25 protein-coding genes are annotated in these 23,511 nt (G+C 71.6%); 10 read left to right on the plus strand and 15 right to left on the minus strand.

The features are described 5' to 3' along the window. Both FJ251_03990 and FJ251_03995 read right to left on the minus strand, forming a co-directional pair. Positions 1-231, minus strand: a 231-nt coding sequence (locus FJ251_03990; GenBank protein MBM4116892.1) for an aquaporin, incomplete at its 3' end; no start/stop codon positions are given. Positions 232-386: 155 nt separating this feature from the next. Beyond that, positions 387-875: a hypothetical protein gene (locus FJ251_03995; protein MBM4116893.1), complete on the minus strand. Its 489-nt coding sequence runs from the start codon at positions 873-875 to the stop codon at positions 387-389. A gap of 155 nt (positions 876-1,030) precedes the next feature. Here FJ251_03995 and FJ251_04000 point away from each other — a divergent pair, with 155 nt between their 5' ends. Beyond that, positions 1,031-1,741, plus strand: a complete 711-nt coding sequence (locus FJ251_04000) for an HAD family hydrolase (protein ID MBM4116894.1) — start codon at positions 1,031-1,033, stop codon at positions 1,739-1,741. On the opposite strand, the gene lepB is transcribed toward FJ251_04000, so the two are convergent. After that, positions 1,725-2,384, minus strand: coding sequence for a signal peptidase I (gene lepB, locus FJ251_04005; GenBank protein ID MBM4116895.1), 660 nt, complete (start codon positions 2,382-2,384; stop codon positions 1,725-1,727). The two genes, FJ251_04000 and lepB, sit on opposite strands and share 17 nt — an antisense overlap. Before the next feature lie 102 nt (positions 2,385-2,486). Between lepB and FJ251_04010 the strand changes: the two genes are divergently transcribed. Together FJ251_04010 and FJ251_04015 are read left to right on the plus strand one after the other, a co-directional pair. Further along, positions 2,487-3,776, plus strand: coding sequence for an amidohydrolase (locus FJ251_04010; GenBank protein ID MBM4116896.1), 1,290 nt, complete (start codon positions 2,487-2,489; stop codon positions 3,774-3,776). An 11-nt stretch (positions 3,777-3,787) separates the two neighbouring features. Continuing rightward, the gene (locus FJ251_04015; GenBank protein MBM4116897.1) at positions 3,788-4,282 is read left to right on the plus strand and encodes a GNAT family N-acetyltransferase; all 495 of its coding nucleotides are present in this window, start codon (positions 3,788-3,790) and stop codon (positions 4,280-4,282) included. A gap of 122 nt (positions 4,283-4,404) precedes the next feature. Here the strand turns inward: FJ251_04015 and FJ251_04020 are convergent, their stop codons facing one another. Both FJ251_04020 and FJ251_04025 read right to left on the minus strand, forming a co-directional pair. Continuing rightward, on the minus strand, positions 4,405-4,824 hold the full coding sequence (locus FJ251_04020) for a hypothetical protein (protein ID MBM4116898.1): 420 nt from the start codon (positions 4,822-4,824) through the stop codon (positions 4,405-4,407). Continuing rightward, positions 4,817-5,050 carry a helix-turn-helix transcriptional regulator gene (locus FJ251_04025; protein ID MBM4116899.1) on the minus strand — a complete coding sequence of 78 codons (234 nt, stop codon included), beginning with the start codon at positions 5,048-5,050 and terminating at the stop codon, positions 4,817-4,819. The genes FJ251_04020 and FJ251_04025 overlap by 8 nt, the downstream gene beginning before the upstream one ends. A gap of 162 nt (positions 5,051-5,212) precedes the next feature. Between FJ251_04025 and FJ251_04030 the strand changes: the two genes are divergently transcribed. Continuing rightward, positions 5,213-6,076, plus strand: a complete 864-nt coding sequence (locus FJ251_04030; protein MBM4116900.1) for a hypothetical protein — start codon at positions 5,213-5,215, stop codon at positions 6,074-6,076. Here the strand turns inward: FJ251_04030 and FJ251_04035 are convergent. From FJ251_04035 to FJ251_04045, 3 genes are all read right to left on the minus strand, one after another. After that, on the minus strand, positions 6,073-6,690 hold the full coding sequence (locus tag FJ251_04035) for a hypothetical protein (GenBank protein ID MBM4116901.1): 618 nt from the start codon (positions 6,688-6,690) through the stop codon (positions 6,073-6,075). The two genes, FJ251_04030 and FJ251_04035, sit on opposite strands and share 4 nt — an antisense overlap. Before the next feature lie 224 nt (positions 6,691-6,914). Then, on the minus strand, positions 6,915-8,240 hold the full coding sequence (locus FJ251_04040; GenBank protein MBM4116902.1) for a hypothetical protein: 1,326 nt from the start codon (positions 8,238-8,240) through the stop codon (positions 6,915-6,917). Between the two features lie 65 nt (positions 8,241-8,305). After that, positions 8,306-9,457: a PQQ-dependent sugar dehydrogenase gene (locus FJ251_04045; GenBank protein MBM4116903.1), complete on the minus strand. Its 1,152-nt coding sequence runs from the start codon at positions 9,455-9,457 to the stop codon at positions 8,306-8,308. A gap of 154 nt (positions 9,458-9,611) precedes the next feature. Between FJ251_04045 and FJ251_04050 the strand changes: the two genes are divergently transcribed. Further along, the gene (locus FJ251_04050) at positions 9,612-11,669 is read left to right on the plus strand and encodes a hypothetical protein (GenBank protein MBM4116904.1); all 2,058 of its coding nucleotides are present in this window, start codon (positions 9,612-9,614) and stop codon (positions 11,667-11,669) included. Positions 11,670-11,680: 11 nt separating this feature from the next. On the opposite strand, the gene FJ251_04055 is transcribed toward FJ251_04050, so the two are convergent. From FJ251_04055 to FJ251_04075, 5 genes are read right to left on the minus strand one after another with little or no spacing between them, the layout of a single operon-like run. After that, positions 11,681-12,931 carry a dicarboxylate/amino acid:cation symporter gene (locus FJ251_04055; GenBank protein ID MBM4116905.1) on the minus strand — a complete coding sequence of 417 codons (1,251 nt, stop codon included), beginning with the start codon at positions 12,929-12,931 and terminating at the stop codon, positions 11,681-11,683. 53 nt (positions 12,932-12,984) lie between these two features. After that, on the minus strand, positions 12,985-13,944 hold the full coding sequence (locus FJ251_04060) for a hypothetical protein (protein ID MBM4116906.1): 960 nt from the start codon (positions 13,942-13,944) through the stop codon (positions 12,985-12,987). Further along, positions 13,941-15,380, minus strand: coding sequence for a hypothetical protein (locus FJ251_04065; GenBank protein ID MBM4116907.1), 1,440 nt, complete (start codon positions 15,378-15,380; stop codon positions 13,941-13,943). The genes FJ251_04060 and FJ251_04065 overlap by 4 nt, the downstream gene beginning before the upstream one ends. After that, on the minus strand, positions 15,356-16,630 hold the full coding sequence (locus FJ251_04070) for a poly-beta-1,6 N-acetyl-D-glucosamine synthase (GenBank protein ID MBM4116908.1): 1,275 nt from the start codon (positions 16,628-16,630) through the stop codon (positions 15,356-15,358). Before FJ251_04070 ends, FJ251_04065 begins: the two co-directional genes overlap by 25 nt. Continuing rightward, a complete protein-coding gene (locus FJ251_04075; GenBank protein MBM4116909.1) occupies positions 16,631-17,032 on the minus strand; it encodes a hypothetical protein in 402 nt (133 codons plus the stop codon). On the opposite strand from FJ251_04075, the gene FJ251_04080 reads away from it, so the two are divergent. Genes FJ251_04080 through FJ251_04095 form a run of 4 tightly spaced genes read left to right on the plus strand, consistent with a single transcriptional unit; the run spans position 17,010 to position 21,058 of the window. Continuing rightward, a complete protein-coding gene (locus FJ251_04080) occupies positions 17,010-18,032 on the plus strand; it encodes an SDR family oxidoreductase (GenBank protein MBM4116910.1) in 1,023 nt (340 codons plus the stop codon). The genes FJ251_04075 and FJ251_04080 overlap by 23 nt on opposite strands. Before the next feature lie 34 nt (positions 18,033-18,066). Further along, complete coding sequence (locus FJ251_04085) at positions 18,067-18,819, plus strand: hypothetical protein (GenBank protein MBM4116911.1); 753 nt, start codon at positions 18,067-18,069, stop codon at positions 18,817-18,819. Beyond that, on the plus strand, positions 18,820-20,334 hold the full coding sequence (locus tag FJ251_04090; GenBank protein MBM4116912.1) for a hypothetical protein: 1,515 nt from the start codon (positions 18,820-18,822) through the stop codon (positions 20,332-20,334). A 16-nt stretch (positions 20,335-20,350) separates the two neighbouring features. Then, entirely contained in the window at positions 20,351-21,058 is a 708-nt protein-coding gene (locus tag FJ251_04095) for a class I SAM-dependent methyltransferase (GenBank protein MBM4116913.1), read from the plus strand. A 68-nt stretch (positions 21,059-21,126) separates the two neighbouring features. On the opposite strand, the gene FJ251_04100 is transcribed toward FJ251_04095, so the two are convergent. Both FJ251_04100 and FJ251_04105 read right to left on the minus strand, forming a co-directional pair. Further along, positions 21,127-21,822 carry a hypothetical protein gene (locus FJ251_04100; protein ID MBM4116914.1) on the minus strand — a complete coding sequence of 232 codons (696 nt, stop codon included), beginning with the start codon at positions 21,820-21,822 and terminating at the stop codon, positions 21,127-21,129. A gap of 155 nt (positions 21,823-21,977) precedes the next feature. Next, positions 21,978-22,901 carry a class I SAM-dependent methyltransferase gene (locus tag FJ251_04105; GenBank protein MBM4116915.1) on the minus strand — a complete coding sequence of 308 codons (924 nt, stop codon included), beginning with the start codon at positions 22,899-22,901 and terminating at the stop codon, positions 21,978-21,980. On the opposite strand from FJ251_04105, the gene FJ251_04110 reads away from it, so the two are divergent. Then, positions 22,785-23,511 (plus strand): winged helix-turn-helix domain-containing protein (locus tag FJ251_04110; protein ID MBM4116916.1); only part of this gene is annotated, 727 nt, incomplete at its 3' end. The two genes, FJ251_04105 and FJ251_04110, sit on opposite strands and share 117 nt — an antisense overlap.

The raw sequence follows: 23,511 nt of genomic DNA on the forward strand, positions 1-23,511 counted from the left end.
TTGTGGGAAGCGGCCGCCGGCCCAGAGGCCGATCGAGACCGCCGGGTTGAGGTGGCAGCCGGAGATGTGCCCGATGGCGTAGGCCATCGTCAGCACGGTGAGACCGAAGGCGAGGGATACGCCGAGCAGGCCGATGCCCAGGCCCGGGAAGGCCGCTGCCAGCACCGCGCTGCCGCAGCCGCCGAGCACGAGCCAGAAAGTGCCGAAGAACTCCGCTCCGTATTGCCGCATGAGAGGCTCCCTTCGCAGTGGGTTCGCCCAGGGGAAGACCGACGCGTCGCGGCCGGGTGTCGGGCGAAGGGGCGGACCTGGGCCGGCCCGCGGAGCATAGCGACGGCGAGGGGCGGGCGGCAAGCAAGGAACTCGCTGCGCGCGCGCCGGCTCCGCTAGCGACGCCGCAGGATCCGCGGGAGCACGAAGACGAGGGCGACCAGCCCCATCGAGTACTGCATCAGCAAGGAGGCGCTGCGGAAGAAAGGATGGCCGTTGAAGTACTCGTCGGCGCTGAGGTCGTTGGCGTGGAAGGCGAGGGCCACGCCGCCGCGCGCGAACTCGCCGGCGACGGCCAGGCCGCCCAGGGCGCCCGAGCCGCCTAGCGCGGCGCCGCCGACGGCGAGGTACCCGAAGGCGACGCCGCCCACGGCGGCGAGACCCAGCGCGAAGCCGCCCAGTGCGAAACCGCCCGCCGCAAGGCCGCCGACGCTGATCGCGCCGGTGGCGATGCCGCCGGCGCCGAAGAGCACGCCGACGGCGATGTCGCCGATGGCGATCCAGCCCTTCGCCGCGCCCCGGCGATAGCCGCCGTCCACCTGCTGCCCCGTGGCGATGTGGATCAGCGGCAGACCGAGAAAGCGCGCGGGCGACTCGTAGTCCATGTCCGGCGACCTCAGGGGTTGGGACGAGGCCTCCAGCATAGCCCAGACGCCGGGGGCAGGGGAAGCCACCTGCGAAGACGAGCGGATTTCCGAGTAGCGGATCGGCTGGTGCTCCCGCTCTCGCGACGGGCCACGCGGCATGCTAGGCTCGCCGGATGGCCACTCTCCTCTTCGATATCGGCAACGTACTCTGGAGCGACGAGGCCGGCGATGCGCTGACCCTGGCCAACATTGGCGCGGTCCTGCGCGAGCGTGGCCGGCTCGTGACCGAAGAGGAGATCGCCGCCGCGCAGGCGAGGGCCGTGGCCGACTTCGCGCCCAGCCCCTGGCGCACCGTGATCGCCACGCTGTGCGGCGGTGACGCGGTGCTGGCCGCGGAGGTCACGCGCGAAGTCCGCGCGCGCTGGGATGCGCTCAGCGACGCCGAGTACGCGGGCTTCACGACGCCCTTCGCGTCCACCGCGCCGCTGCTCGGAGCGCTCGCCGCCGCCGGTCACCGGATGGTGCTGGCCAGGGACAACTCACCGCGGGCCCTGCTGCGCCTGGAGGCGCTCGATTTGCTGCGCCACTTCGCCGTGAAGGAGGTTTCCGAGACCCTGCACCTGGCGAAGCCGGACCTGCGCTTCTACCTGGCCCTGCTCGCGGCCGCGGGCGCGGCGCCGGCTGACTGCCTCATGGTGGGGGATCGCATCGACAACGACATCCTGCCGGCCCGGCGTCTGGGCCTGCGGACCCTGCGCCTGCGCCACGGCTCGCATGCCGCCCAGGAGCCGCGCTCGCCCGCTGAGGCGCCCGAGCTGACGGTGGATCACCCCGACCAGCTCGCTACTGGGATCGCGCGCCTGCTGGCTAGCTCAGACGTTTGAACCAGCGCTCCCAGCGCGGCAGCCAGTGGCGCTGGGGATCGAGCGAGCCGACCACCGCCTTCACCTCGCCCATGATGGCGTCCTGCGCCACGCAGCCGAAGACGCGGGAGTCGGCGCTGTTGTCGCGGTTGTCGCCCATGACGAAGTAGTGTCCGGCCGGCACGCGCAGGGGACCGCCGTCGCGCAGATGGGGCCGGCCCTCGTCGCGGCGGATGCGGTGCACGCGCCCGCCGAGCTGCTCCTGCCAGCAGTCGGCCGAGAGGGCGGTGTAGACGAGGGGCTGGCCGTTGATCACCAGCCTGCCGCCCTGCATCGCGAGCTGGTCGCCGGGCAAGCCGACGACGCGCTTGACCAGGCGCTTGCCGTCGACCGGCGAGTGCAGGATCACGATGTCGCCGCGCTCGGGTGTCGCCCAGCGGGCCAGGCGAAGGCCGGTGAAGGGCAGCTTGAGATCGTAGGCCAGGCGGTTCACGGCGATGCGCTCGCCCTCGAAGATGGTGGGGCGCATCGACCCGCTGGGCACGTCGTTCCAGTCGGCGACGGACGAGCGCACCGAACCGAGGATGAGGGCCATGACGGCAAAGGGCAGCAGCCACTCGCGGGCGGTGCGGCGCAGACGGATCTTCAGGGAGTCGGGGGACATGGCGCACTTCCGGGTTGGGGACAGTCGCCCTACGGCGGCCAGCGCGGGGGGTTCCCGCGCGCGCGCCGCTGCGCTAGACTGCCCGCCAGCGAAAGGAGTCCCATGCGCCGCGCCGCCCGCCTGTTCGCGCTCGTTCTCGCCGCCCTCGCCGCCGCGCCGGGCGCCCTCGCCGCGCCGGACCTCGCGGCCGCCGCGGCCCGCCTCGCCGAGAAGATGCGCGCCGACCGCCGCTGGCTGCACGCCAACGCCGAGCTCTCCCTGCGCGAGTTCGCGGGGCAGGGCTACCTGCGCGAGCAGCTCGCCGCGCTCCCCGGCGTCGAGCTGGTGCCCGGTGACTGGGGCACCGGCCTGGTAGCGCTCATCCGCGGCGGCCGGCCCGGCCCGCTCGTCGCCTGGCGCGCGGACATGGACGCCCTGCCCATCACCGAGGCCACCGGTCTCGCGTTCGCCTGCGCTCGCCGCGACACGGTGAGCGGCGGCCGCGAAACGGGCGTCATGCACGCCTGCGGGCACGACCTGCACATGGCCATCGGCCTCGGCCTCGCGCGCCTGGCGAGCGGTCTGCGCGCCGAGCTGCCCGGCACCCTGATGCTCGTCTTCCAGCCGGCCGAGGAGATCGGCGCCGGCGCCATGCAGCTGCTCGCCGCCGGCCTCTTCGCGGAGGGGCGCAAGCCGAAGAGCATCCTCGCCCTGCACGTGCACCCCACCCTCGCGGTGGGACAGATCGGCTACTGCCCGGGCTGGGCCACGGCCAACGTGGACGGCTTCCTGCTCACCGTGAAGGGCGACGGCGGGCATGGCGCCTACCCGCACCGGGGCGTGGACCCCGTCACCCTGGCCGCCGAGATCGTGATCGCCCTGCAGACCCTGGTCGCGCGCGAGATCGACGTCAACCACAATGCGGTGATCTCGGTGGGCCGCATCGAGGGCGGCGCGAAGAGCAACGTGATTCCAGGCGAGGTGCTCATCGAGGCCACGGTGCGCAGCCAGGACGACAGCACGCGCCAGGCCCTGGCCGACAAGGTGAAGCGCAGGGTGAACGGCCTCGCCGCCGCGGCCGCTGCGCCGGCGCCGCTGCTGGAGTACTACTTCGGCACCGCGGCGGGCTACAACGACCCGGCGCTGACAAGGCAGGTGATCGGTGTGATCGAGCGCGTGCTCGGCCCGGAGGCGGCTCAGCAGTACGAGCCCGGCCTGGGGGGCGAGGACTTCGCCTACTATGGCCGCGAGGTGCCGGGCTTCCAGTTCCGGCTCGGCACCGCTCCGCCCGGCGCCGCCGGCGCCGCGGCCAGTCTGCACACGCCAGACTACGATCCGGACGAGGCAGCGCTGCTGGTCGGCCTGCGCGTCGCCGCCGCGGCGATCTGGGACCAGCTCGAGCGCCGCGACTGAGGAGGCTCGCCATGCGCATGCTGCGCATGGATCACACCGGTCTCGCTCAGGTGACGCCCCGCGCGCTGCCCGCCGGCTATGCGCTGCGTCACTTCGCGCCGGATGACTGGGAGGCCTGCATCGACCTCATGCTGCGCTGCCCCGATCCCGCCTATACGGCCGGCCCCTGGGACCGCGCGCTCTGCGAGCGTTCGATGGTCTTTGCGGCCGATCCCGGCGGCGACTACGGCGACGGGCGCGGTCAGCTCGTCTTCGCGGGTGCAACGCTGGTCGCGATCGCGCTCTGCTCGGCCTCGGGCTACCTCAATCAGGTCTACACCCTGCCCGGGCACCGGCGGCGCGGCCTGGCCAGCGCCGCGGTCACGCAGGTGCTCGTCGCCCTCGCTGCCCAGAGTTTGCCGCACTGCTTCCTGATGGTCTTCGAGGAGAACACCGGCGCCCAGCTCTGCTACGAGCGCCTCGGCTTCGTGCGCGCGATGCCGCCCCTGGAGCTGGGGGCTAGCTGACGGCGGCGTCCAGGGAGAAGGGACTCCCTTCCGGATCTCGTCCCCTGGCAACCAGCACACCCGCTGCCGCGCGCGCCATGTCCTCGACGTAGAGGATGATCTTCTCGAAGCGGATGGGGAGGCTAGGCCGCATGGGCGTCCTCCTCGCGCTCGCGCCCGAGCAGGAGGCCGAAGCCGCTGGCGAGGATGGGCAGGAAGACGAGCAGCATCCAGACGAAGAGCGCGATCCCGCTGGGCCCCTCCTCGTCGAAGCTGAGCGTCGACCAGCCCTGCACGATCAGCAGCGCCAGGAGCAGGACGCCGCTCGCGAGATAGGCGTGGTGGCCCGCGGTGCGCGCCTTGAGGAGCTGGTACTCGTCGCGGTCCCTGAGCAGGCCGAGCTCGCGCAGCAGGCCAGGGCCGAAGAAGCCGAGTCCGGCGAGGGCGAGCCAGCCCTTGTGCACGGTCACGCCGAGCACGCAGCCGAGGAGCACCGCCCCCAGCGTGGCGAGGGAGAGCCAGGAGCGCGCGAGGCGCGCGCGGAGAGGAAGTCGCTCAATCATCGCGCACCTTCCCGTCGTCGAGTTGGAAGAGAGCCTCCACCGGAACCGCGAAGACCCGGGCCAGCGCCAGAGCCACCTCGATCGAGGGCCGGTAGCGGCCCCGCTCGATGGAGAGGATGGTCTGCCGGCTGACCCCCACGCGCTCGGCCAGCTCCTGCTGGGTCATGCCGCCAGCGGCGAGCCGATGTTCTCTGAGGAGGACCCTGATGCCGGTCTTGGGAGCCATGCCCGGAGTGTACAGTATGCTTTCCATGATGTCAAGCACGCTGTACATTATCATTCGGCAAGCTGAGGGCTTCGTCCTGGCTCCCAACTCCTTCTCTCGCTAGGCTTTCCCTGGCTGCAGCCTCGCCAGCCGCTGGGCTGCCGGCCCGAAAGGAGGACTGCCGTGAGAAGCCACCCCGCGATTGCCCTGCTCAGCCTGCTCTGCCTCGCCGCCGGCCTGCCGGCCGCTGCGGGGCCTCTCGGTCACCTGGAGACGGAGGGCCTGCCCAGCCGCCTGCGCGACCGCGGGCCTGGCCAGCCGACCTCGATGTTCGGGACCTACGTCCAGGCCGGCCAGCTGCTGGTCTATCCCTTCGTCGAGGGCTACGTGGACGGGGACGCCGAGTACAAGCCGGAGGACTTCGGCTACGCAGGCGACGTCGACTACCGCGGCGAGTACCGCGCGCTCGAGGGTCTGCTCTTCGTCGCCTACGGCTTCAGCGACCGCTTCGCCGTCGAGCTGGAGGCGGCGTTCATCGACGCGCGCCTGGACAAGGCCACCGGCGATCCCTCCGCGCAGCCCGCGCGCCTAAGGGAGTCCGGCCTCGGGGATGTCGAGGGGCAGCTCCGCTGGCGCTGGAACCGCGAGCGGGAGGGCCGGCCGGAGCTCTTCGGCTACTTCGAGACGGTCTTCCCCACTGCGGACGCGGGCTCGCTGATCGGTACCGCGGACTGGGAGCTGAAGTTCGGCAGCGGCCTCGTCCGCGGCTTCGCGCCCGGCACCTTCACCCTGCGTGCGGCGGTCGAGTACGACGCGGCGGAGGGTGTGGTCGAGCTGGGCGAGATCGCCGTCGAGTATCTGCGCCGGCTTTCCGCGCGCGCCCGGCTCTATCTCGGGGTGGAAGGCACCCAGGACGAATGGGAGATGATCCCCGAGTTCCAGTGGCACCCATCGCCGCGGATCATGCTGAAAGCCAACAGCGCCATCGGCCTCACCAGCAAGGCCACCGACTGGGCGCCGGAGCTGGGCGTGATGTTCAGCTTCTAGACGATCTGTTCCTGATGGGAAGCGCCCGGCGCGCCTGCGGCGCCGGGCGCTCTTCTTCGATGTCTCCTCTGCTTCAGCTTCACCACGCGGCAGCTCGCCTGCTGGGCGTCGGCGGCGAGCCGGGCCAGATAGACGCCCGCCGGCAGCGAGCGGCCCGTTTCGTCCCGGCCGTCCCAGGCAATGGCGCGCGTGCCGGCCTCCGCCTGCCCGTCCAGGAGCGTCCGCACGCGGCGGCCCACACAATCGTAGACGCTCAGCCGCGCGGAGCCCGCAGCGGGCAGCGCATAGGCGAAGGCCGTTTCGCCGCGGAAGGGGCTAGCGCCGCTCACGGCGAGATCGAGCCTGCCGGATCCTTCGGGCTCGCCCGCGGCCGGCCCGTCCTGAACCACGATGACGCTGTTGGCCTCCGAAGTGTTCGAGTAGGTGCCGACGGAGTTGTGCTGCAGTCCGGGCAGGCCGTTGGCGTTGGTGATGGCCTGCCGCAGCGTGAGAGTGCCCGTGATCGGGACCGGGTCTGCCGCATCGTCGACGACCCAGATTACCGGCTGGGCCCAGCAGGGGACCCCCAGCCCGACGACGGTTGCCAGGCAAACGAAGTGGCGAAGGAGTCTCATCGGATCACCTACCTTGCAGAGGCCCTGGCATGGCTACCGGCGACGAGCGCCGTCGGCGCCGCCGGCGAGGGAAGACAGGGGGAGTGGGGAGCATCGGCAGGGCGCTGGGGCTTGCGCGCTGAAGGGCCTGCGTTTCCGGCCCCGGAGAGGGGCCGCTGGAGCGCCGCGGAGGTCGGGGCGAGCAGTGCCGGGGCAAGCCGTGGCCGCCTGCCCCCGGCACTTCGCTAGCGCAACAATGTCAGCCGCTGGCCGGCCTGCTCGCGCTCGGTCTCCGCGCGGAGGAGATAGACGCCCGCCGCGAGGGCGCGACCGCTCTCGTCGCGGCCGTCCCAGGCGAAGTTCAGCTCGCCGCCGGCCGCGGGCCCGCTGTGCAGGGTGCGCAGGCGGCGGCCGTCGACGGCGTAGATGCCGACCTCCAGGCGCGCGCGCGGTCCGTCGAGGCTGAGGGCCAGGCGGGCGCGCTCGTCGAAGGGATTGGGGGTCGCCGGGGCGAGGCGCAGCCCTGCGGGCAGCGAGTCGACACCCGTGGTATCGCCGGTCTCCAGGCGCCAGAGCGCCTCGCCCGTCAGCACGTAGACCTCGCCCGCCGCATCCTCGCCAAAGGAGAGGATGTTGCCGAGCACCTGGCCCGTGAGGATCTGCGTCGCCGTGTCACTGCCCGGATCGTAGGCCCAGACGCGGCCCGTGCAGTAGTCGCCGAAGATGTAGAGCCCGGCCAGCTGGGGAATGCTGCCGCGGTAGCGATAGCCGCCCGTGATCGAGCAGTTGCCGCTCGAGTGGCCGTACTCGTGCACGGGCAGGACCAGGCTGCCGTCGTTGCAGTTGGAGGGCGGGTTGTAGCAGTGCGCGCCCTCCATCAAGCGCCAGCCGTAGTTCTCGCCGCCCGTGCTCGCGGCGGGTTGGAAGTCGACTTCCTCCCAGCTGCCCTGGCCGACGTCGGCGATCCAGAGGTCGCCCGTCGCGCGGTCGACGCTGAAGCGCCAGGGGTTGCGCAGGCCGTAGGCCCAGATCTCGTCTCGCCCGGGGACGCCGACGAAGGGATTGCCGGCCGGGATCCCGTAGGGGCTGCCGCTGTCGACGTCCAGGCGCAGCAGCTTGCCGAGCAGGGTGTTCAGGTTCTGCCCATTGTTGTTCGGATCGCCGCTCGAGCCGCCGTCGCCGACCGCGACATAGAGGTGGCCGTCGGGCGCGAAGGCCAGCATGCCGCCCTTGTGGTTGCTGAAGGGCTGCGTGATCTCGAGCAGCTCGAAGCGGCTGAGGGGATCGGCGACGTTCGGATTGCCGGCGCTCACGCGATAGCGCGCAACGAAGGTGCAGCGATTGCTCGCGTCGCAGACCGTGCCGTTGCTGCTGTGGTAGACGAAGAAGAGCCCGTTCGTCGCGTAGTCGGGGTGGAAGGCCAGGCCGAGCAGTCCCCCCTCGCCGCCGGCGAGGACCGCGTCCGTCAGGCCGCCAACCACGAGGGCGGCCTCGTAGGCCAGAGCCGGTTCGGAAAGCCCGATCATGGCAAGTGCGGCAAAGGCTGCAAAGGCACGGCGAGTCGGCATCATGGGCCTCCCTGTCTGGAAAATCTGACTAATGTCAAGATATCCAAACCAGAGGCCGGCGCCAGGACTCAGTTCACGGCGCCCAGGCGCCAGACCTTGCCGCCCCCCTCCATCACGTAGAGCTCGTTTCGATGGTCCTCTCCAAAGGAGGTCAGGGGGCCGAGGTCGCGGAGGATCTCGCGGCGCGGCCCGCCGTCCGGCGGCAGGGCCCAGACCTTCCCCGCGCACCAGGGGGCGAAGAGGTAGTGCCCGCGCAGGCCGGGCAGGGCCTGTCCGCGATAGACGTGGCCGCCCGTGATCGAGCAGCCCAGGTCGTGCGAGTACTCGTGGAAGGGGTCGACGAGCCCCGGCCGCTCGCAACCCGCGGGCGGGTCGTAGCAGTGAGCGCCCTCGCGCAGGCGCCAGCCGTAGTTCTGCCCGCCCTGGCCGGCGGGCTGGCGGTTCACCTCCTCCCAGGCCTTCTGGCCGACATCGGCGATCCAGAGCTCACCCGTGGCTGTGTCGAAGCTGAAGCGCCAGGGATTGCGCAGACCGTAGGCCCAGATCTCCGGCCGCGCGCCGGCGACGCCCACGAAGGGGTTGTCCGCGGGGATCCCATAGGCCGCCCCGGGCGGGATCCTGTCCAGATCCAGGCGCAGCAGCTTGCCGAGCAGCGTGCCGAGGTCCTGGGCGCGGTTCTCGGGATCCCCGGCCGAGCCGCCGTCGCCCATGCCGATGTACAGGGTGCCGTCCGGCCCGAAGTCCACCATGCCGCCGTTGTGGTTGGTGTAGGGCTGCTCGATGCGGAGGACGAGCCGCGCGCTCGCGGGATCCGCCGCGTCGGCGCTCGCCGCCCGGTACTCGACGATCCGCGTGTCGCCCGCGCGATCCGTGTAGTTCACCACGAAGCGGCGGTTCGCCGCGAAGCCGGGGTGGAAGGCGAGACCCAGCAGACCGCGCTCGCCGCCGCCGCGGGCGTCGGGGTCGAAGACCGCGGCGCTGAGGTCGAGGAAGGGTCGCGCCTGCAGCCGACCGCCGTTCAGGATCCGAATCCGCCCCGACTGCTCGACGATGTAGAAGCGCCCGCTGTCGCCGGGCGCCTGCGCCAGGTAGAGGGGCTTGTGCAGACCCTCGGCGAAGGGGATGGCGCGGCAGGCGTCGGGCGCAGGCCGCGAGCAGGCGGGTCCAGCGGCGACCAGCAGTCCGACGGCGAGCAGTGAGACGCGGTGCTGGGACATCATGGCACTCCTGGCTGTGGATCGAGGGCTGCGCGCAGGCAATCATGTCGGCGTCGCCCTGGCAAGCTCGACCCGCCGAAGCGATTGCCACCCGCCCTCGCGCCCGCTAGACTACGGCCTGCCCGTTCGCCACAGCGGGCCAACCCGGGAGGCCGGCATGCCGCGCAGGGCGCATCTGCACTTCTTCGCCACGGCCCTCGTCGCCTGGCTCCTGCTCGTCGCGCTGAGTTGCGACGAGGGCCGGGCGCCGACCGGGCTCGACCTGCCGCCCCTCGTGCCGATCGCCTTCACGGCCGGGCCGAGCGCGGCGCCGCAGGGCTTCTTCACCGGCCAGAGCACGGTGATCGGCCTGAGCGCCGTCCTCACGCTGCGCCCCGACTGGGCGATCGACGAGCTGCGCGCCTACCGCGTGGACGCCGCCGGGGACAGCCTCGAGCGCCTGGGCAGTCTCGCCGACGACGGCAACCTGCTCACGGGCGACGACATCGCCGGCGACGGCCGCTACGCCGGCCGCCTGCCCGCGCTCAGCTTCGACACCCCGCAGACGCTGCGGCTGCGCCTGCTCGCCCTGGCCAGCGGGGCCATGGGCGGCGAGGCCGCGCAGTGGTCGGCGATCCTCGAGCTGCCGGTGAGCGCGCCCGCCGAACAGGCGGAGCTGGACGCCCTCCTCGACCTGCTCGCGGCGGCCGAGGCCCAGTGGGCGGACCTCATCGAAGGCGGCATGGCCGATGCGGCGGCCAAGACCGAGGTCGCCGCCTGGCTCGCCGGGCAGCCAGGCGTCGCCGCGGGCTTCGTCGCGCCGGATGGCAACACCGTCTGGCTGCGCCAGGCGACGGGCCTCACGGCCGGCGTCTTCCTGCCGCTCTGGGCCGACGGACCCGTGCTCGGCGGCAGCGACGGCCGCCGTGGCCAGCCGCGCCCGGCAGCGCTGCGCACGCCGGCGCCGCGCGCGCCGCTCGCCGTCGCGGCACCGCGCGCTGGCGGGCAGCGCGCGGCGGCCGACCCCGACCGCGTCGGCTCGAACCTGGCGCTGGTCCTGAGCCCTTTCCATGCCTGGCTCGCGGGAGAGGGCGGCGATCCCGGCGACGCGGTCGCGGACCTGCTCGCCGAAGCCGAGTGCCCGCACTTCGCTGTCGAGCGCCGCCGCGACGGCGAGGCCGATCTCGCGGCATTCGCGAACCTGGCCGGGGCGGGCGCTGTCTGCCTCATCACGCACGGCGCCCAGCTCGACGGCGAGCGCGTCTGCCTGGCGAGCGGGGAGACGGTCACCCTGGACGGGCTGAACGCCCGGTACTGGGACCTGCTCGGCAGCGATCCGGCGCTCGCCCTGCTGCGCGTGGACGGCGAGACGCGCTTCGGCCTGCTGCCCGCCTTTCTCACCCGCTACGCGCAGGGCCTGCCCAACAGCCTCGTCGTCGTCGCCGCCTGCAGCGGGCTCGCGGGCGATGGGCTGCGATCGGCGCTGCTGGACGCGGGCGCGGGCGCCGTGGCCGGTTTCGACGACACGGTGGGCCTCGACTTCGCGGGCGGGGCGATCTTGGACTTCTGGACGGCGCTGCTGGCCGCGGGCGGCACGGCGGGCAGCGCGGCCGCGGCGGTCAGCCCGGCCGTGGATCCGGGCCACGCCCAGGCGGCCTTCCAGCTCGCGGGCCGGAACGCGCTCTACTTCGGCGCCGGTCTGAACAACGGCGACTTCGAGCTGGGACAGCTCGCGGGCTGGAGCCGCGCCGGTGACGCGCGCGTCGTCACCCAGCTCGGCGCCGCCCTGCCGCAGGGCGGCTTCATGGCCATCGTCTCCACGGGCCTGGGCAGCGCCGTCGACAGCGGCTCGCTGAGCCAGACCCTCTGCCTGCCGGAAGACGCGGACACGCTGCGCCTAGCCTGGAACCTCTTCTCCGAGGAGTTCCTCGAGTGGTGCGGCAGCATCAACCAGGACCGCTTCGACATCTGGCTGGTGGACGACGCGGGCGTCACGCATCCCCTCTTCCGCCGCCGCATCGACGACCTCTGCGACCAGGTGACCCCGGCCGGCATCGCCTTCGACCAGCAGCCGGCCGAGGACGACGCCGGCGTCTACACGACGGGCTGGCGCGAGCTGGCGGTGGGGATCGCCGCCCACGCGGGCCGGACCGTCACCCTGAACATCGCCGTCGGGGATATCGGCGACAGCTACTACGACACGGCCGTGCTGCTCGACGACATCGCGATCGATTAGAGGGTGCGCGCCTAGCGCACTTCGCAGTCGACGCCGGTCTCGCCTTCGCTGCGGGCGACGATCGCTGCGCCCACCGTGTCGCTGCAGACGTTCACCGCCGTGCGGTACATGTCCAGCGGCCGGTCGATGGCGAGCATGGCGCCGACGATCGTCTCCACCTCGGGACCGCGCAGGCCCACGGACTCCAGCACGATGAAGATCATCACGAGGCCCGCCGAGGGCACGGCAGCGGTGCCGATCGAGGCCAGCAGCGCCGTGAAGACGACGATCGCCTGCTGCGCGAAACCCAGCTCGAGGCCGAGCACCTGCGCGATGAAGAGCACGCCCGCGCACTCGTAGAGCGCGGTGCCGTCCATGTTGACGGTGGCGCCCATCGGCAGCACGAAGGAAGAGATCCGGTTGGAGACGCCCGCCTTCTGCTCGACGGCGCGCAGGGTGACGGGTAGGGTAGCGCCCGAGGAGGAGGTCGAGAAGGCCACGGTCAGCGGCTCGAGCATGTTGCGGTAGTGGATGCGCGGGTCGATGCGGCCCAGTAGCACGAGCAGCAGGGGCAGGACGAGGAAGAGGTGGATCGTCAGCCCGACGGCGATCGTGAGGGCGTAGAGGCCGAGGGCGCGGAAGGCGCCGGCCCCGGACTCGCCGACGAGGCGGGTGATGAGGCCGAGCACCCCCAGCGGCGCGAGGGCGATGATCCAGCTCGTCAGGCGCATCATCGCCGCGAAGCCGGCGTCGAAGAAGCCGCCGAGCGCCTGGCGCGGCGCCGCCGGCAGGCCGGCGATGGCGGCGCCGAGGAGGATGCAGAAGAAGATGATCGCCAGCATGTCGCCGCCGGCGAGGGCCGCGACCAGGTTCGCCGGGATCACCTGCTCGATGATCGCCAGCAGCGACTCGGGCTTCTCCAGCGTGGGCAGCGCACTGCGCGCGGCGCCCAGGAGATCCGCGCCCACGCCCGGGCGGATCAGGTTGACGAGCAGGAGCCCGAGCAGGATGGCGAGCAGGCTCGAGAGGATGTAGTAGCCGAAAGTCTTCGCGAAGAGGCGCCCGAGGCGGCCGCCCGCGCCGACCGAGGCGATGCCCGAGACGATCGAGAAGACGACCAGCGGGACGATGACCATCCGGAGCAGGCGAATGAAGAGCGTGCCCAGCCAGGCGACGGCAGGCACCACGCCCTCGCCGCCGATCGCGCCGAGCGCGGCGCCGAGGGCCATCGCGATGAAGATCTGCCAGTGGAGCTGGCGATACCAGGGTCCGTCGCGGCGCATGAGTGCGCAGCCTAGCTGAGCGGCCCCGGCGGCGCAACGCCTCGCTGCGGCGATCAGTCCTCGCCGAGCAGGTGGACGAAGAGCGTGGGGCTGGTCCGCGCGGTGATTGCGTAGCGGGGCAGGCTCATCGGGGAGCCGTCCTCGTTGCCGACGTGGCCGAAGCGCAGGCCGAAGCTGGCGGAGAAGCCGGCGGCGCGAGCGATCGAGTCGGTGCGCGCGGTGGCGCTGCCGTAGGGCCAGGCGAGGTAGCGCGGCTCGACGCCGAGGCGCTCCCTCAGCACGCGCCGGCTCTCGCGCAGGTCGGCGTCGACGCGCGCGAGGGCTTCGGGCGCTTCGAGCCAGTCGAGCACCTCGGCGACCGCGTAGTAGGCGTCCTCGTGCCAGGTCTTGTAGTGCAGCGCGTGGCTGTGGCTCTGGACATCGAAGTCGCCGCTGGCCGCCAGCTCGCGGATCTCCGCCCAGCTCATCACGTTCAGCTCGGGCGGCGTGCCCACGCCGTCCACCCAGCTGTCGACGATGAAGAGCACGCCCTTGAAGCCGTACTTGCGCAGCAGCGGCCACGCGATCGTGTGGATGCTGCGATCGCCGTCATCGAAGGTGAGGACGACCGCGCGCTCGGGCAGCGGCGCGCGCCCCTCGGCCACGGCGAGCAGCGCGTCGAGGTCCAGGCTCTGGTAGCCGCGCTGGGCGAGCAGCGCGAGCTGGCGCTCGAACTGGCCGGCAGGGGTCGTCCAGGTCTCGACGTCGTTGACGAGCGGCAGGCCGAGCAGCACGGCGCCGGCCGCGCGCAGCGCGCGCACGGGCGCCGGGTGATCGGAGAAGTAGTGGTAGCAGAGCACGGTGATGCCCTGGTCGGCGGCCGGCAGGTCGCGGCGGCTCACGGCGGGATCGCGATCGGAGTTGGGGACGACCGCCTCGGCGGGGTTCTCGCGGCGCGCGCAGCCGCCGGCGAGGGCGATCAGGCAGAGAGCGGCGAGCAGCGCCGGGGCGCCGAAGCGTCCGGCCGCGCTCATCGCAGGCCGATCCGCAACCCGGCGGCCCACCACTCGCGGCGATAGCCGGCCGCGCTGTCGAGGCGGCTCTTGCCGCTGCCGCCGGCGCCCCAGAGGCGCAAGCGCGGCGTCGGCCGCCAGCCCAGCTCGGCTTCCCAGTCGCCGATGCCGATTGCGTCGCGGTCCTTTTCCTTCTCGCTGCCGGCGCCGCCGGCCAGGCGGTAGTCGAAGCGCGGGCCGAGCTCGCCCAGCAGGCGCGCACGCAGGCCGGCGGCCTGCACGGCGTCGGGACTCCAGTAGCCGAGACCGCCGGGCTCTTCGAAGTCCAGCCAGCGCAGCTCGGGCTCCAGCTCCAGCTCGAGCCCGCGGCTCTGCCGCCAGTTCCAGCGCAGCGCGGCGCGCGCGCTGGCGCGGCGATTGCCGTCATCGACCTCGGCGAGGCCGCCGCCGACGACGAGGGTGAGGCCCCGGCCCAGCGTGAGATCGCAGCCGGCATTCACACCGCCCAGGTGATTCTCGGCGGCGAGGGCGAGGGGCGTGGGGCCGGCCTCGCGAAAGAGCGCCAGGTCCAGGCGCAGGCGCGGCTGGGGCCGCCAGGTGACGTTCAGCTCGCCCGTGGGCAGCCACTGGTCCTCGGCCTCGACGGTGGGCGGCGACTCGGGCGGAAAGGGCGGAACGAAGACGCTGAGCCCGGAGAGCCCCGCGCTCGCTGCCAGCGCCCAGCGCGCGTTCGGCCGCCAGTCCAGGCTGCCGCCCAGGCGCATGATGTCCCAGGCGAAGCCATAGCCCTCGAACTCGTCGTAGCCCGCGGCCAGGCCCCAGCCCAGGCGCGGCGCGAAGAAACCGCCCGCGCTGACTTCGCCCCAGGGGCGATCGGTGGGATCGCTGTCGTGGGTCTTGCCGCCGGCCAGCTGCACCCAGGGCGCCAGCTCGGCGCGAATTGCGTCGCGGATGGCGCGGCGCTCGCCCTCGATCGGCCAGCGCGCGCTCTCGATGATGGCCAGCGCGCGGTCCTCGCGGCCGCGCCAGCGTTCGGCCTGCGCGAGACCGAGATCGGCTTCCTCGTGCTGAGGGTGCGCCGCGAGGATCGCGCTGTAGGCCGTGGCCGCATCGTCGTGGCGACCCAGCCAGTTCAGGCAGCGGGCGCGGCCCAGCTGCCAGTCGAGATTCGCGCGATCGGCGGCCAGGGCCACGTTGAAGAGGGCGAGCGCCTCGTCCAGGCGATCGGACCAGAGGTGCTGATAAGCGCGCTCGCCGGCGAGGGGATCGGCCAGTGAGGGCTCCGCGTCCACGGCTGCCGCGTAGAGCGCGATCGCCTCGGCGTGACGGTCCGCGGCGGCGGCCTCGCGCGCGGCCGCGAGCAGGGAATCCGCCGGCGTCTCGGCGCGCGCGCCGCTCGCGGCGGCGAACACGAGGAGCAGCGCGAGGGCGGCTAGGCGTCGCGCACGGGCTTCCATCGCGTCACCCCCTTTCCGGGCGACAGGAAGAGACCCCGTGGCGCGGAGAGGAAGGTCACAACGGCCATCAGCATCCAGTAGATCATCGGGTAGAGCACGGCGACGCCGTAGTACCAGCCCAGGCGCTTGTCGTAGCGCCGATCGAGCAGCACGCCGGTGCCGAGCTGGGCCAGGCAGATCGTGGCGATGATCATACCCCACATGTTCGGGATCGGGCTCGCGCCGACGGGAGGGTAGCCCATCGCGTAGCTGAGGATCCAGATCGACGTGAGGATGACGAAGTCGTAGGCCCAGAGCATCGAGAGTAGGCTCTCCGAAAGCACGGGCCAGAGGCGGCGATGCCGCCAGGTGAGCGCTGCGCTGCCGTGCGCGCGGATCACCTGCGCGAGGCCGAGCGCCCAGCGCCGCCGCTGCCGCCAGAGCCCGCGCAGGCCGATCGGCACGTTCATCCAGACCACGGCGCGCGGCTCGTAGCGGATGTCCCAGTGGCGAAGCTGCAGGCGCCAGGTGAGGTCAATGTCCTCGGTCGCCATCTCCGGGTGGTAGAGGCCGACGTCGAGCAGCGCCCAGCGGTGGAAGGCGCCGACCACGCCGCTCATCGTCATGATGCGGCCGAAGATGCGCTGCGCCCGCCGCTGCAAGCTGATGATGCTCGTGAACTCGATCGTTTGCAGCATGGCGAGGAAGGTCTTGCGGTTGGCGACCCGCGGGTTGCCGGTGACGGCGCCCACGCGCGGCGCCTTGAAGTGGGGCACCATCACGCGCGCCAGCTCAGGCGCCGGCCGCGCGTCGGCGTCGATGACGATGATGATCTCACCGCGAGTGACGGGAATGGCGTCGTTCAATGCCATCGCCTTGCCCTCGTTGAAGGTCTTGCGCACGAGGCGGAAGCGCGGATCGGCGAGGAAGGGGCGCACGGCGGCAACGGTGGCGTCGGTCGAGGCGTCGTCGACGACGACGATCTCAAGGTCGGGATAGTCGATCTCGGCGCAGCCGGCGAGCGTGTTGGGCAGATCGGCCGCCTCGTTGAAGGCGGGGATGAGCACCGTCACCGGCGGTGGCGGGTCGGGCAGCGCGTAGAACTCGGCCTGCTCGCGCTCGGCGGCCGGCGTTTCCCGGCGTCCGAAGTAGAAGAGCGAGGTCACGATCCAGACGATCGAGGAGAAGACCGGGTACCAGGCAAAGAAGACCAGCGCCACGAAGTAGAGGCGCGAGTGCTCGATGGCGTCGAGGAGGTGGAGGAGGTCCATCTAGCGCGCCTCCTCGGAACCCGGGCTGAGGCGGCCCCAGGCGGCGTCGCCTGCCGCTGGGCGGTAACGCTTGCGCTCGCCCTCGAGCTCGATGATCAACTCGCGCGCGGCCTGCAGCGTGCGCAGGTCGGAGCCGGCCAGCGAGCGGCCCAGGAAGTCCTCGCGGAAGTCCTCGCCCGGATCCCGGCGCGTGCGGCGGCGACGCTTCTGCCGGGCCAATCGCAGGTTGTGCAGGATCCAGAGATAAACCAGCAGCGGCACCAGGACCAGGCTGATCACGATGAAGCCCAGGGCCGCGCGGAGGCCGCTGCTCATCGGCTGGCCGAGGACGAGGATCCAGTAGTTGACGAAGAGGATCCAGCTCGCCCCGGCAAAAAGGATGTGCGCAATCCGGCGGATCATCCGACTCCCGATTCCCCAGGCTTCCCTGGCCGGCCGCAGGCTTCCCCGGAAGGGAGAAGGTCGGCGAGAATCTAGGCAGGCGCGAAGGCGATTGCAATCGGAATGCCTGAGCACTTCCCAGCGCGTGATTTCCTTGACCGCAAGGGCGCGCGGGGCTACTCAGTGGCGGAACGCGACCGGTCGGTCGCCGCCGCACGGGGAGGCGCGCATGGATCTCGAGCTCGCGGGACGCATCGCCTGGGTCAGCGGCGCCTCCCGCGGCATCGGCTTCGCGATCGCGGAGGCGCTGGCGGCCGAGGGCGCGCGCTTGGCCATCGGCGCCCGCGACGTCGCCGGCCTCGCGCGCGCTGCCGCGGCGCTGGCGTCCCGCGCGAGCGCGCCGCCCTTCGCGCAGCCGCTCGATCTCGCCGAGGCCGAGTCGGTGGCCGCCTGGGCCGCTGCCTGCCGGGCGGGGCTCGGTCCCGCCGAGGTGCTCGTCGTCTGCAGCGGGGGACCGCCGGCCGGTCGCCACGCCGAGCTTGGCGACGCCGACTGGCGCCGCGCGGCCGAGCTGCTGCTGCACGGCCCGCGCGCGTTGATCGAGACCGCGCTTCCCGCGATGCAGGCGGCAGGCTGGGGGCGCATTCTCGTCGTCAGTTCGCTGGCGGTGCGCCAGCCGGTGGACGGGCTGATCCTCAGCAACAGCCTGCGCGCGGCGGTGCAGGGCTACCTGCGCACGCTGGCGAACGAGCTGGCGCCTGCGGGGATCACGGTGAACGGCCTGGCGCCCGGCTACACGCGAACCGAGCGGCTGACCGAGCTGGCCGCGCGCCAGGCGACGATGCGCGGGGTGAGCGAGCGCGAGATCGAGGCCGGCTGGCTAGCGGCGATTCCGGCCGGACGTCTCGGCGAGCCGCGCGAGATCGCGGCCGCAGCGGCCTTCCTTGCCGGGGAGCCGGCGGGTTACATTACCGGGCAGCTCCTCACCGTCGACGGCGGCGCCGTCCGGTCCTTGCTCTGAGCCAGCGGGGCCCAGCCCCGGGAAAGGTGTCCCCGTGATCGTCAAGCCTCGCTTCGCGCGCGCCCTGCTCGCGCTGCTGATCGCGCTCGGCGCGCGCAGCGCGCTGGCCATCGACACCTTCGAGTCCTATCCCATCGGGTTGCATGCAGCCGAAGCCTACCTGGTGCGCTACGGCCAGGGCGCGGACGACGACGCGCTGCGTGGCTACCTGGCGATCAACACCCTCGCGGTCGGTCTCACGGGTCGCTCGCACGTCTATGCCTGCACCGGTCTGTCCAGCACGGATCGCTACGAGGGCGGCCTCGAGTGGCTCACGGCCGGCTACTTCCAGACCCTGGTCGACCAGCAGGCCCTGGACGTCGACGGCTGGGCCGAGCTCGGTGCGCGCGGGCCGGGGCTTGAGACGGCGACGCGCGAGCTGGGCGTCGAGGTCAACTATGACGGCCCGCGCGGCGGGCTCTTCTTCCGCGGCACGCAGCGCTGGGAGCGCGACGGCGAGAACGAGGGCGGCGATCCGGTAGTCGGCCTGCGCCGCCGCTTCAGCTACGGCATCCACTTCAAGCTCGGGCCGGCCGCGCAGCTGCTCGCCGAGCTGCGCCAGGAGCGCCTCGCGGACTACCAGAGCCTGGAGAGCGGCAGCCGTACCGAGAGCTGGGCCCTCGGCTTCAACCGCAAGCTGAACCAGACCGCCGAGCTCATCCTCGAAGCGCGGGCGATGGAGCCGCCCGCGGACTCGGAGCTCGATCGGAGCTGGGATCTCACGCTCGGCTGGGTGGTGGTCTGGTAGATGAGCGAGCCCACCGGCCGCAAGCTGCGCTCCCTGCTCGGCGACTCCTTCTACGTCGCCTTCGGCTCCTATGCGACGCAGGGCTTCTCGCTGCTGATCAACCTGGTCCTCGTGCGCAAGCTGAGCTTGGCCAACTACGGCCTCTACTCGGTGATGCTGTCGACCTATGCGATGGGCACGCTGCTGCTTTCGCTGGGGGCCATGCCCATCGTGCAGCGCTATCTGCCCGAGCTGATCGCGACGGGCAACAAGCGCGGCGCGATCCAGCTCAAACGCATCGCGGCGGGGATCCATCTCGTGGCGGGATTGCTCATCGCCGGGATCTGCTGGGGTTTCCAGGAGCCGCTGGCCCGCTGGCTGAACGCGCCCGAGTTCCCGCAGCTCCTGCCCTTCTTCTTCCTCTTCATGCTGTTCAAGTTCGAAGCGAGCGTCTTCGAGGAGATGCTCACCGCGCACCGCAGCCAGAAGTACCGCAACCTGTCGCTGGCGGCCTTCCAGGCGGTGAAGTTCGCGCTGTACTGGCTGGCGCTGCCGCAGGACGGTTCGATCCAGACGGCGATGCTCTATCTCGTCCTGAGCAACGCGCTGCTCCTCGGGCTGATGATGGTCCGCGCGCTCGGCCTCGATCGCGAGCTGCAGGACGAGACCGACGCACCACTGCCCTGGCGACGCATGATTCGCTACGGACTCCTGCGCTACACGACGACGCTCACGGTGGTCGGCTTCTTCGCCGACATCGACATCTGGTTCATCACGCACTACCACGACACGGAGGCGGCCGGGCTCTACGGCTTCGCGACGAAGAACGTCCACATGCTCGCGAACCTGGTGCCGACGCACTTCCTGCTCACGGTGCTGGTGCCGGTCTACGTGCGCGAGTACACGAAGCGGCAGGACCCGCAGCAGCTCGTCCGGGTGTTCGCCTTCTTCAATAAGATCGTGACGGCGTTTCTGGCGCCGACCTTGGTCGGCTCGCTGCTCCTCGCGTCGCCGATCACGAGCCTCGTCTTCGACCCCAAGTTCCTGCCCTCGGTGCCGGCGTTTCGCGTGTTCTTCCTCGGCATGTTCGTCTTCTACTTCTGCAACACGAGCAGCTTCCTGCTCGTCGTGCTCGAGCGGCCGGAGATCACGCTCTACAGCCGCATCTTCGTGATCTACAACATCATCATGGACATCGTGCTGATCCCGCCCTACGGCATCATGGGCGCGGCGATCGCCACGGGCAGCGCGATGGCGATGGGCTACATCTTCAGCTACCTGATGCTCAAGCGCGTGATCAGCGTGCGCATCCCCTGGGGCGCCACCTTCCGCACCTTCGCCTATTCGGCGATCATGGGCCTGGCTGTCTGGCCCTTCCTTGCCCTGGGCTGGATCACCAGCGTTCCGCGCCTGCTCGCGGTGATCGGGCTGGGCGTGCTGATCTACGGGTTGCTGGCCTGGCGGCTGCCGGTCTTCAGCCGTGACGAACGCGAGCACCTGAACGGCGCGCTGCGGCGGCGCGTCTTTCCGGTGTAGCTGTCGCAGAAAGGCCGTGGAGGTGAGTGATCACATCGAAAGACTGCGGCGATTCGTCGAGAGCCGACTGGACGGGCACGAGGCGTTGCGGGTGCTCGAGGCGGGCTGCGGGAGCTGCAGTTGGTTCGATCTGCGTGATCGCGGCCGGATCGTCGGGATCGATATCTCTGCGAAGCAGCTCGCCCGCAATGCGCTGCTCCACGAAGCGGTGCAGGACGACCTCATGCAGCGCCGGTTCGCCCCGGCATCCTTCGATCTGATCGTCTGCCTCGATGTGCTGGAGCACCTGCCGCGTCCCCGAGCGGCCCTGGTCAATCTGTGCGAAGCGCTGGCCCCCGGCGGGCTCCTGGTGCTCAAGGTGCCCAATGCCCTCTCCTGGAAAGGGATCTTCACGAAGTGCACGCCCCATGGCCTGCACGTATGGGCCTACCGCCGATTCTTGTGGCGACCCCTCGCGGGCAGGGAGGACGTCGGCCCGTTCCGGACCCACATGCGGTGGGCGATCCGACCGCGTGGCCTGCGCCACTGGGCGAGAGAGTCCGGGCTGGGCATCGCCTACGAGGATTACTATGAGGCGTGGGCGCAGACGCGGTTGCGCCGGCGACTCGGTCCCCTGGACTGGGTGCTGAAGCTGCTCGATGGTCTTGGCCGCGCACTCAGCCTGGGCGAGCTGTCCTTGGCACGCAGCGAGTACGTGCTCGTCCTGGAACGGCGAAGGGGCTAGCCAGGGTCGAGCGAGAAGCACAACGGGCCGCGACGCCTGCGCGCCGCGGCCCGATGGCGTTCGCCGCGCTAGCGATACAGCGACTTGACGCTGCTGAAGTTCGTGCTCTCGGTGGGCACCGAGCACTCGGTGATGTCGATCGTCACGCTGTAGATCACGCCGCTGACGAGGATGGCCGCGTCGCGGTTGTAGACCTGGAGCTGATTGCTGCCGCAGTGCAGGAGCGCCGTGACGTCGATCGGCCCGGCCGTCGTCTGCGTCGCATAGCTGCCCGTGTTGATGCTCGGCGTCACCGCGACACCGTTGATGTAGACGCCGTCCAGGTTGGGCCCGCCGTAGATGCCGTCGCCGAGGGCGTCGTCACCCGCCCAGCAGAAGGTCATGACGGCGGACTCGATGCAGCAGGTCTGCACGTCGAAGGGCTGACAGTAGAGCGCCGAGGCCGGCGTGGCGACGGCGTCGGTGCCGATCCACTGCGCCTGAGGATCGCAGGCGAGCTGCGGGAGCCAGGCCGGGTGCGGCGCGATGACGACCGCGCTGCGGGGGCCGCAGGCGGCTGCGAAATCCGCCGCCGTGAAGAGACTGGCCGAGAGCGGGGTGGCGCCGAGGCCGACCAGCGCGCTGATCTGCGGATCGGCATTGCCGATCGCGGCATTGCCGCTGCGCAAGGAGACGAGTTCGGCGGCCGCCGGCAGTGCGAGCCCGGCGAGCAGTCCGAGGGCGAGGAGCGGCTGACGGAAGCTGCGAGGGGCGAAGGAGAACATGGCAGTCCTCGGTTGGGTTGGGGTAGCAGGCGGCAAGGTGGAACTGCACTCAGATACCCGATCTCGAGTTCTGAATTGCCTACATAGCGGACAAGTATGGCCGATATCGGAAACACGGTGCAAGGAAATTCCTGCCAAAAACCCCGCCTATTGCCTCAGCGCCGGCGGGCGAGGAGGATCGTCGCCGGGGAATTCGCGCTCCAGGGACTGCCGTCCCAGTCGCCGCAGGCCTCGTCGACGCTGAAGCCGGCCGCGGCGAGGGCGGCCTCCTGATCGGCGCGCGTGAGGGGCAGCAGGGGGATCGTGTCGCTGAGCGCCAGCGAGGGGCCGCTCAGCGAGAGCCGGAAGCCGAGCCGAGCGGGCGCGCGGCTGAAGTCGTAGTCCCGGCGAAAAACGAGCGTGCCGCCCGCGCCGTCGGGAATCCGCCGCTCGGGGAAGTCGCTGCGACCTGCAGCGAGCACGCGATCGAAGTTCACCGTCTGCGTGACGAGCAGCGCGCGCGGCGCGAGCAGGCCGGCCAGCGCGCCGAGTCCCGCCGCCAGCGCGCTGGGCGCGACGAGATGCGCCAGGGTGTTGCCCAGGCAGAGCGCGGCGCCGAAGGGCCCCGCGAGCACGAAGCCCGCGCTCTCGAGCGGGGCCACGATCACGGGCGTGCCGGCGCCGAGTCGCTCGCGAGCGCGCTCGGCGATCTGCGCGTCGGGCTCCAGGCCCACGGCCGCAAGACCCCAGTCACGCAGCAGCTCCAGATGCCGGCCGCTGCCGCAGCCCGCGTCGAGCACGCGCCGCGCGCCGGCCGCGCGCAGGCGCTCGCGCAGGAAGCTCGCCTGCATCTCGCCGACGGGGAAGAGCTGATCGTAGTGCGGCGCCAGGCGCCCGTAGATGTCCATGCGCCTAGAGTAGTAGGGTTGCGCCACGCGCCCTAGCCCTTTCCGCAGCGCGGCCGAACCTGCTAGCTTCTCCGCATGCCCAGGGCCCTTCCCCGCATCAAGCGCGAGCAGGTCGTCCGCCTCTGGCTCGCGCGCCAGGGGCTCGCCGCGCCCCGCGGCCGCCGCCTGACGCGCGCGCAGTTCCTCGCGCATCTCGACGGCTGCGGCGCACTGCAGCTCGACAGCGTCAACGCGCTCGCCCGCGCGCACCTGCTGACCCTCTGGAGTCGCTACGGGCAGTTCGCGCCGGCCACGGTGGACCGCTGGGTCTACAAGGAGCGCCTCGCCTACGAGTTCTGGGGCCACGAGGCGAGCCTGCTGCCGCTCTCCAGCCTGCCCCTCAGCCGCCGCTACATGCGCGACTGGGCGCCGCGCGGCCCGTGGTGGGAGGACCGCCGCGCGGGCGAGGCGATCCAGCGCCGCGTGCTGCGGCGCATCCGCGAGGAGGGTCCGCTCGAGAGCGCGCACTTCGAGGCAGCGCCCGACGAGGCGGGCGGTCCCTGGTGGGGCTGGAAGGACGCGAAGATGGCCCTCGAGTGGCACTGGCGGCGGGGGCGCCTGGCGGTCAGCGAGCGGCGGCACTTCCGGCGCGTCTACGACCTGGCCGAGCGCGTCTACCCGCCGGGGCCCACGGCCAGCCGGCGCGCCCACGCCGAGAGCTGGGCGCTGATCGGCCTCGGCGCGAACGGCGTCGCCACGGCGCGGCATCTGGACCACTACCTGTCGGCGCCGCGCCTCATGGCGCCCGAGCGCGCAGCGGTGC

Source organism: bacterium (assembly GCA_016873475.1).
Classification (GTDB): domain Bacteria; phylum Krumholzibacteriota; class Krumholzibacteriia; order JACNKJ01; family JACNKJ01; genus VGXI01.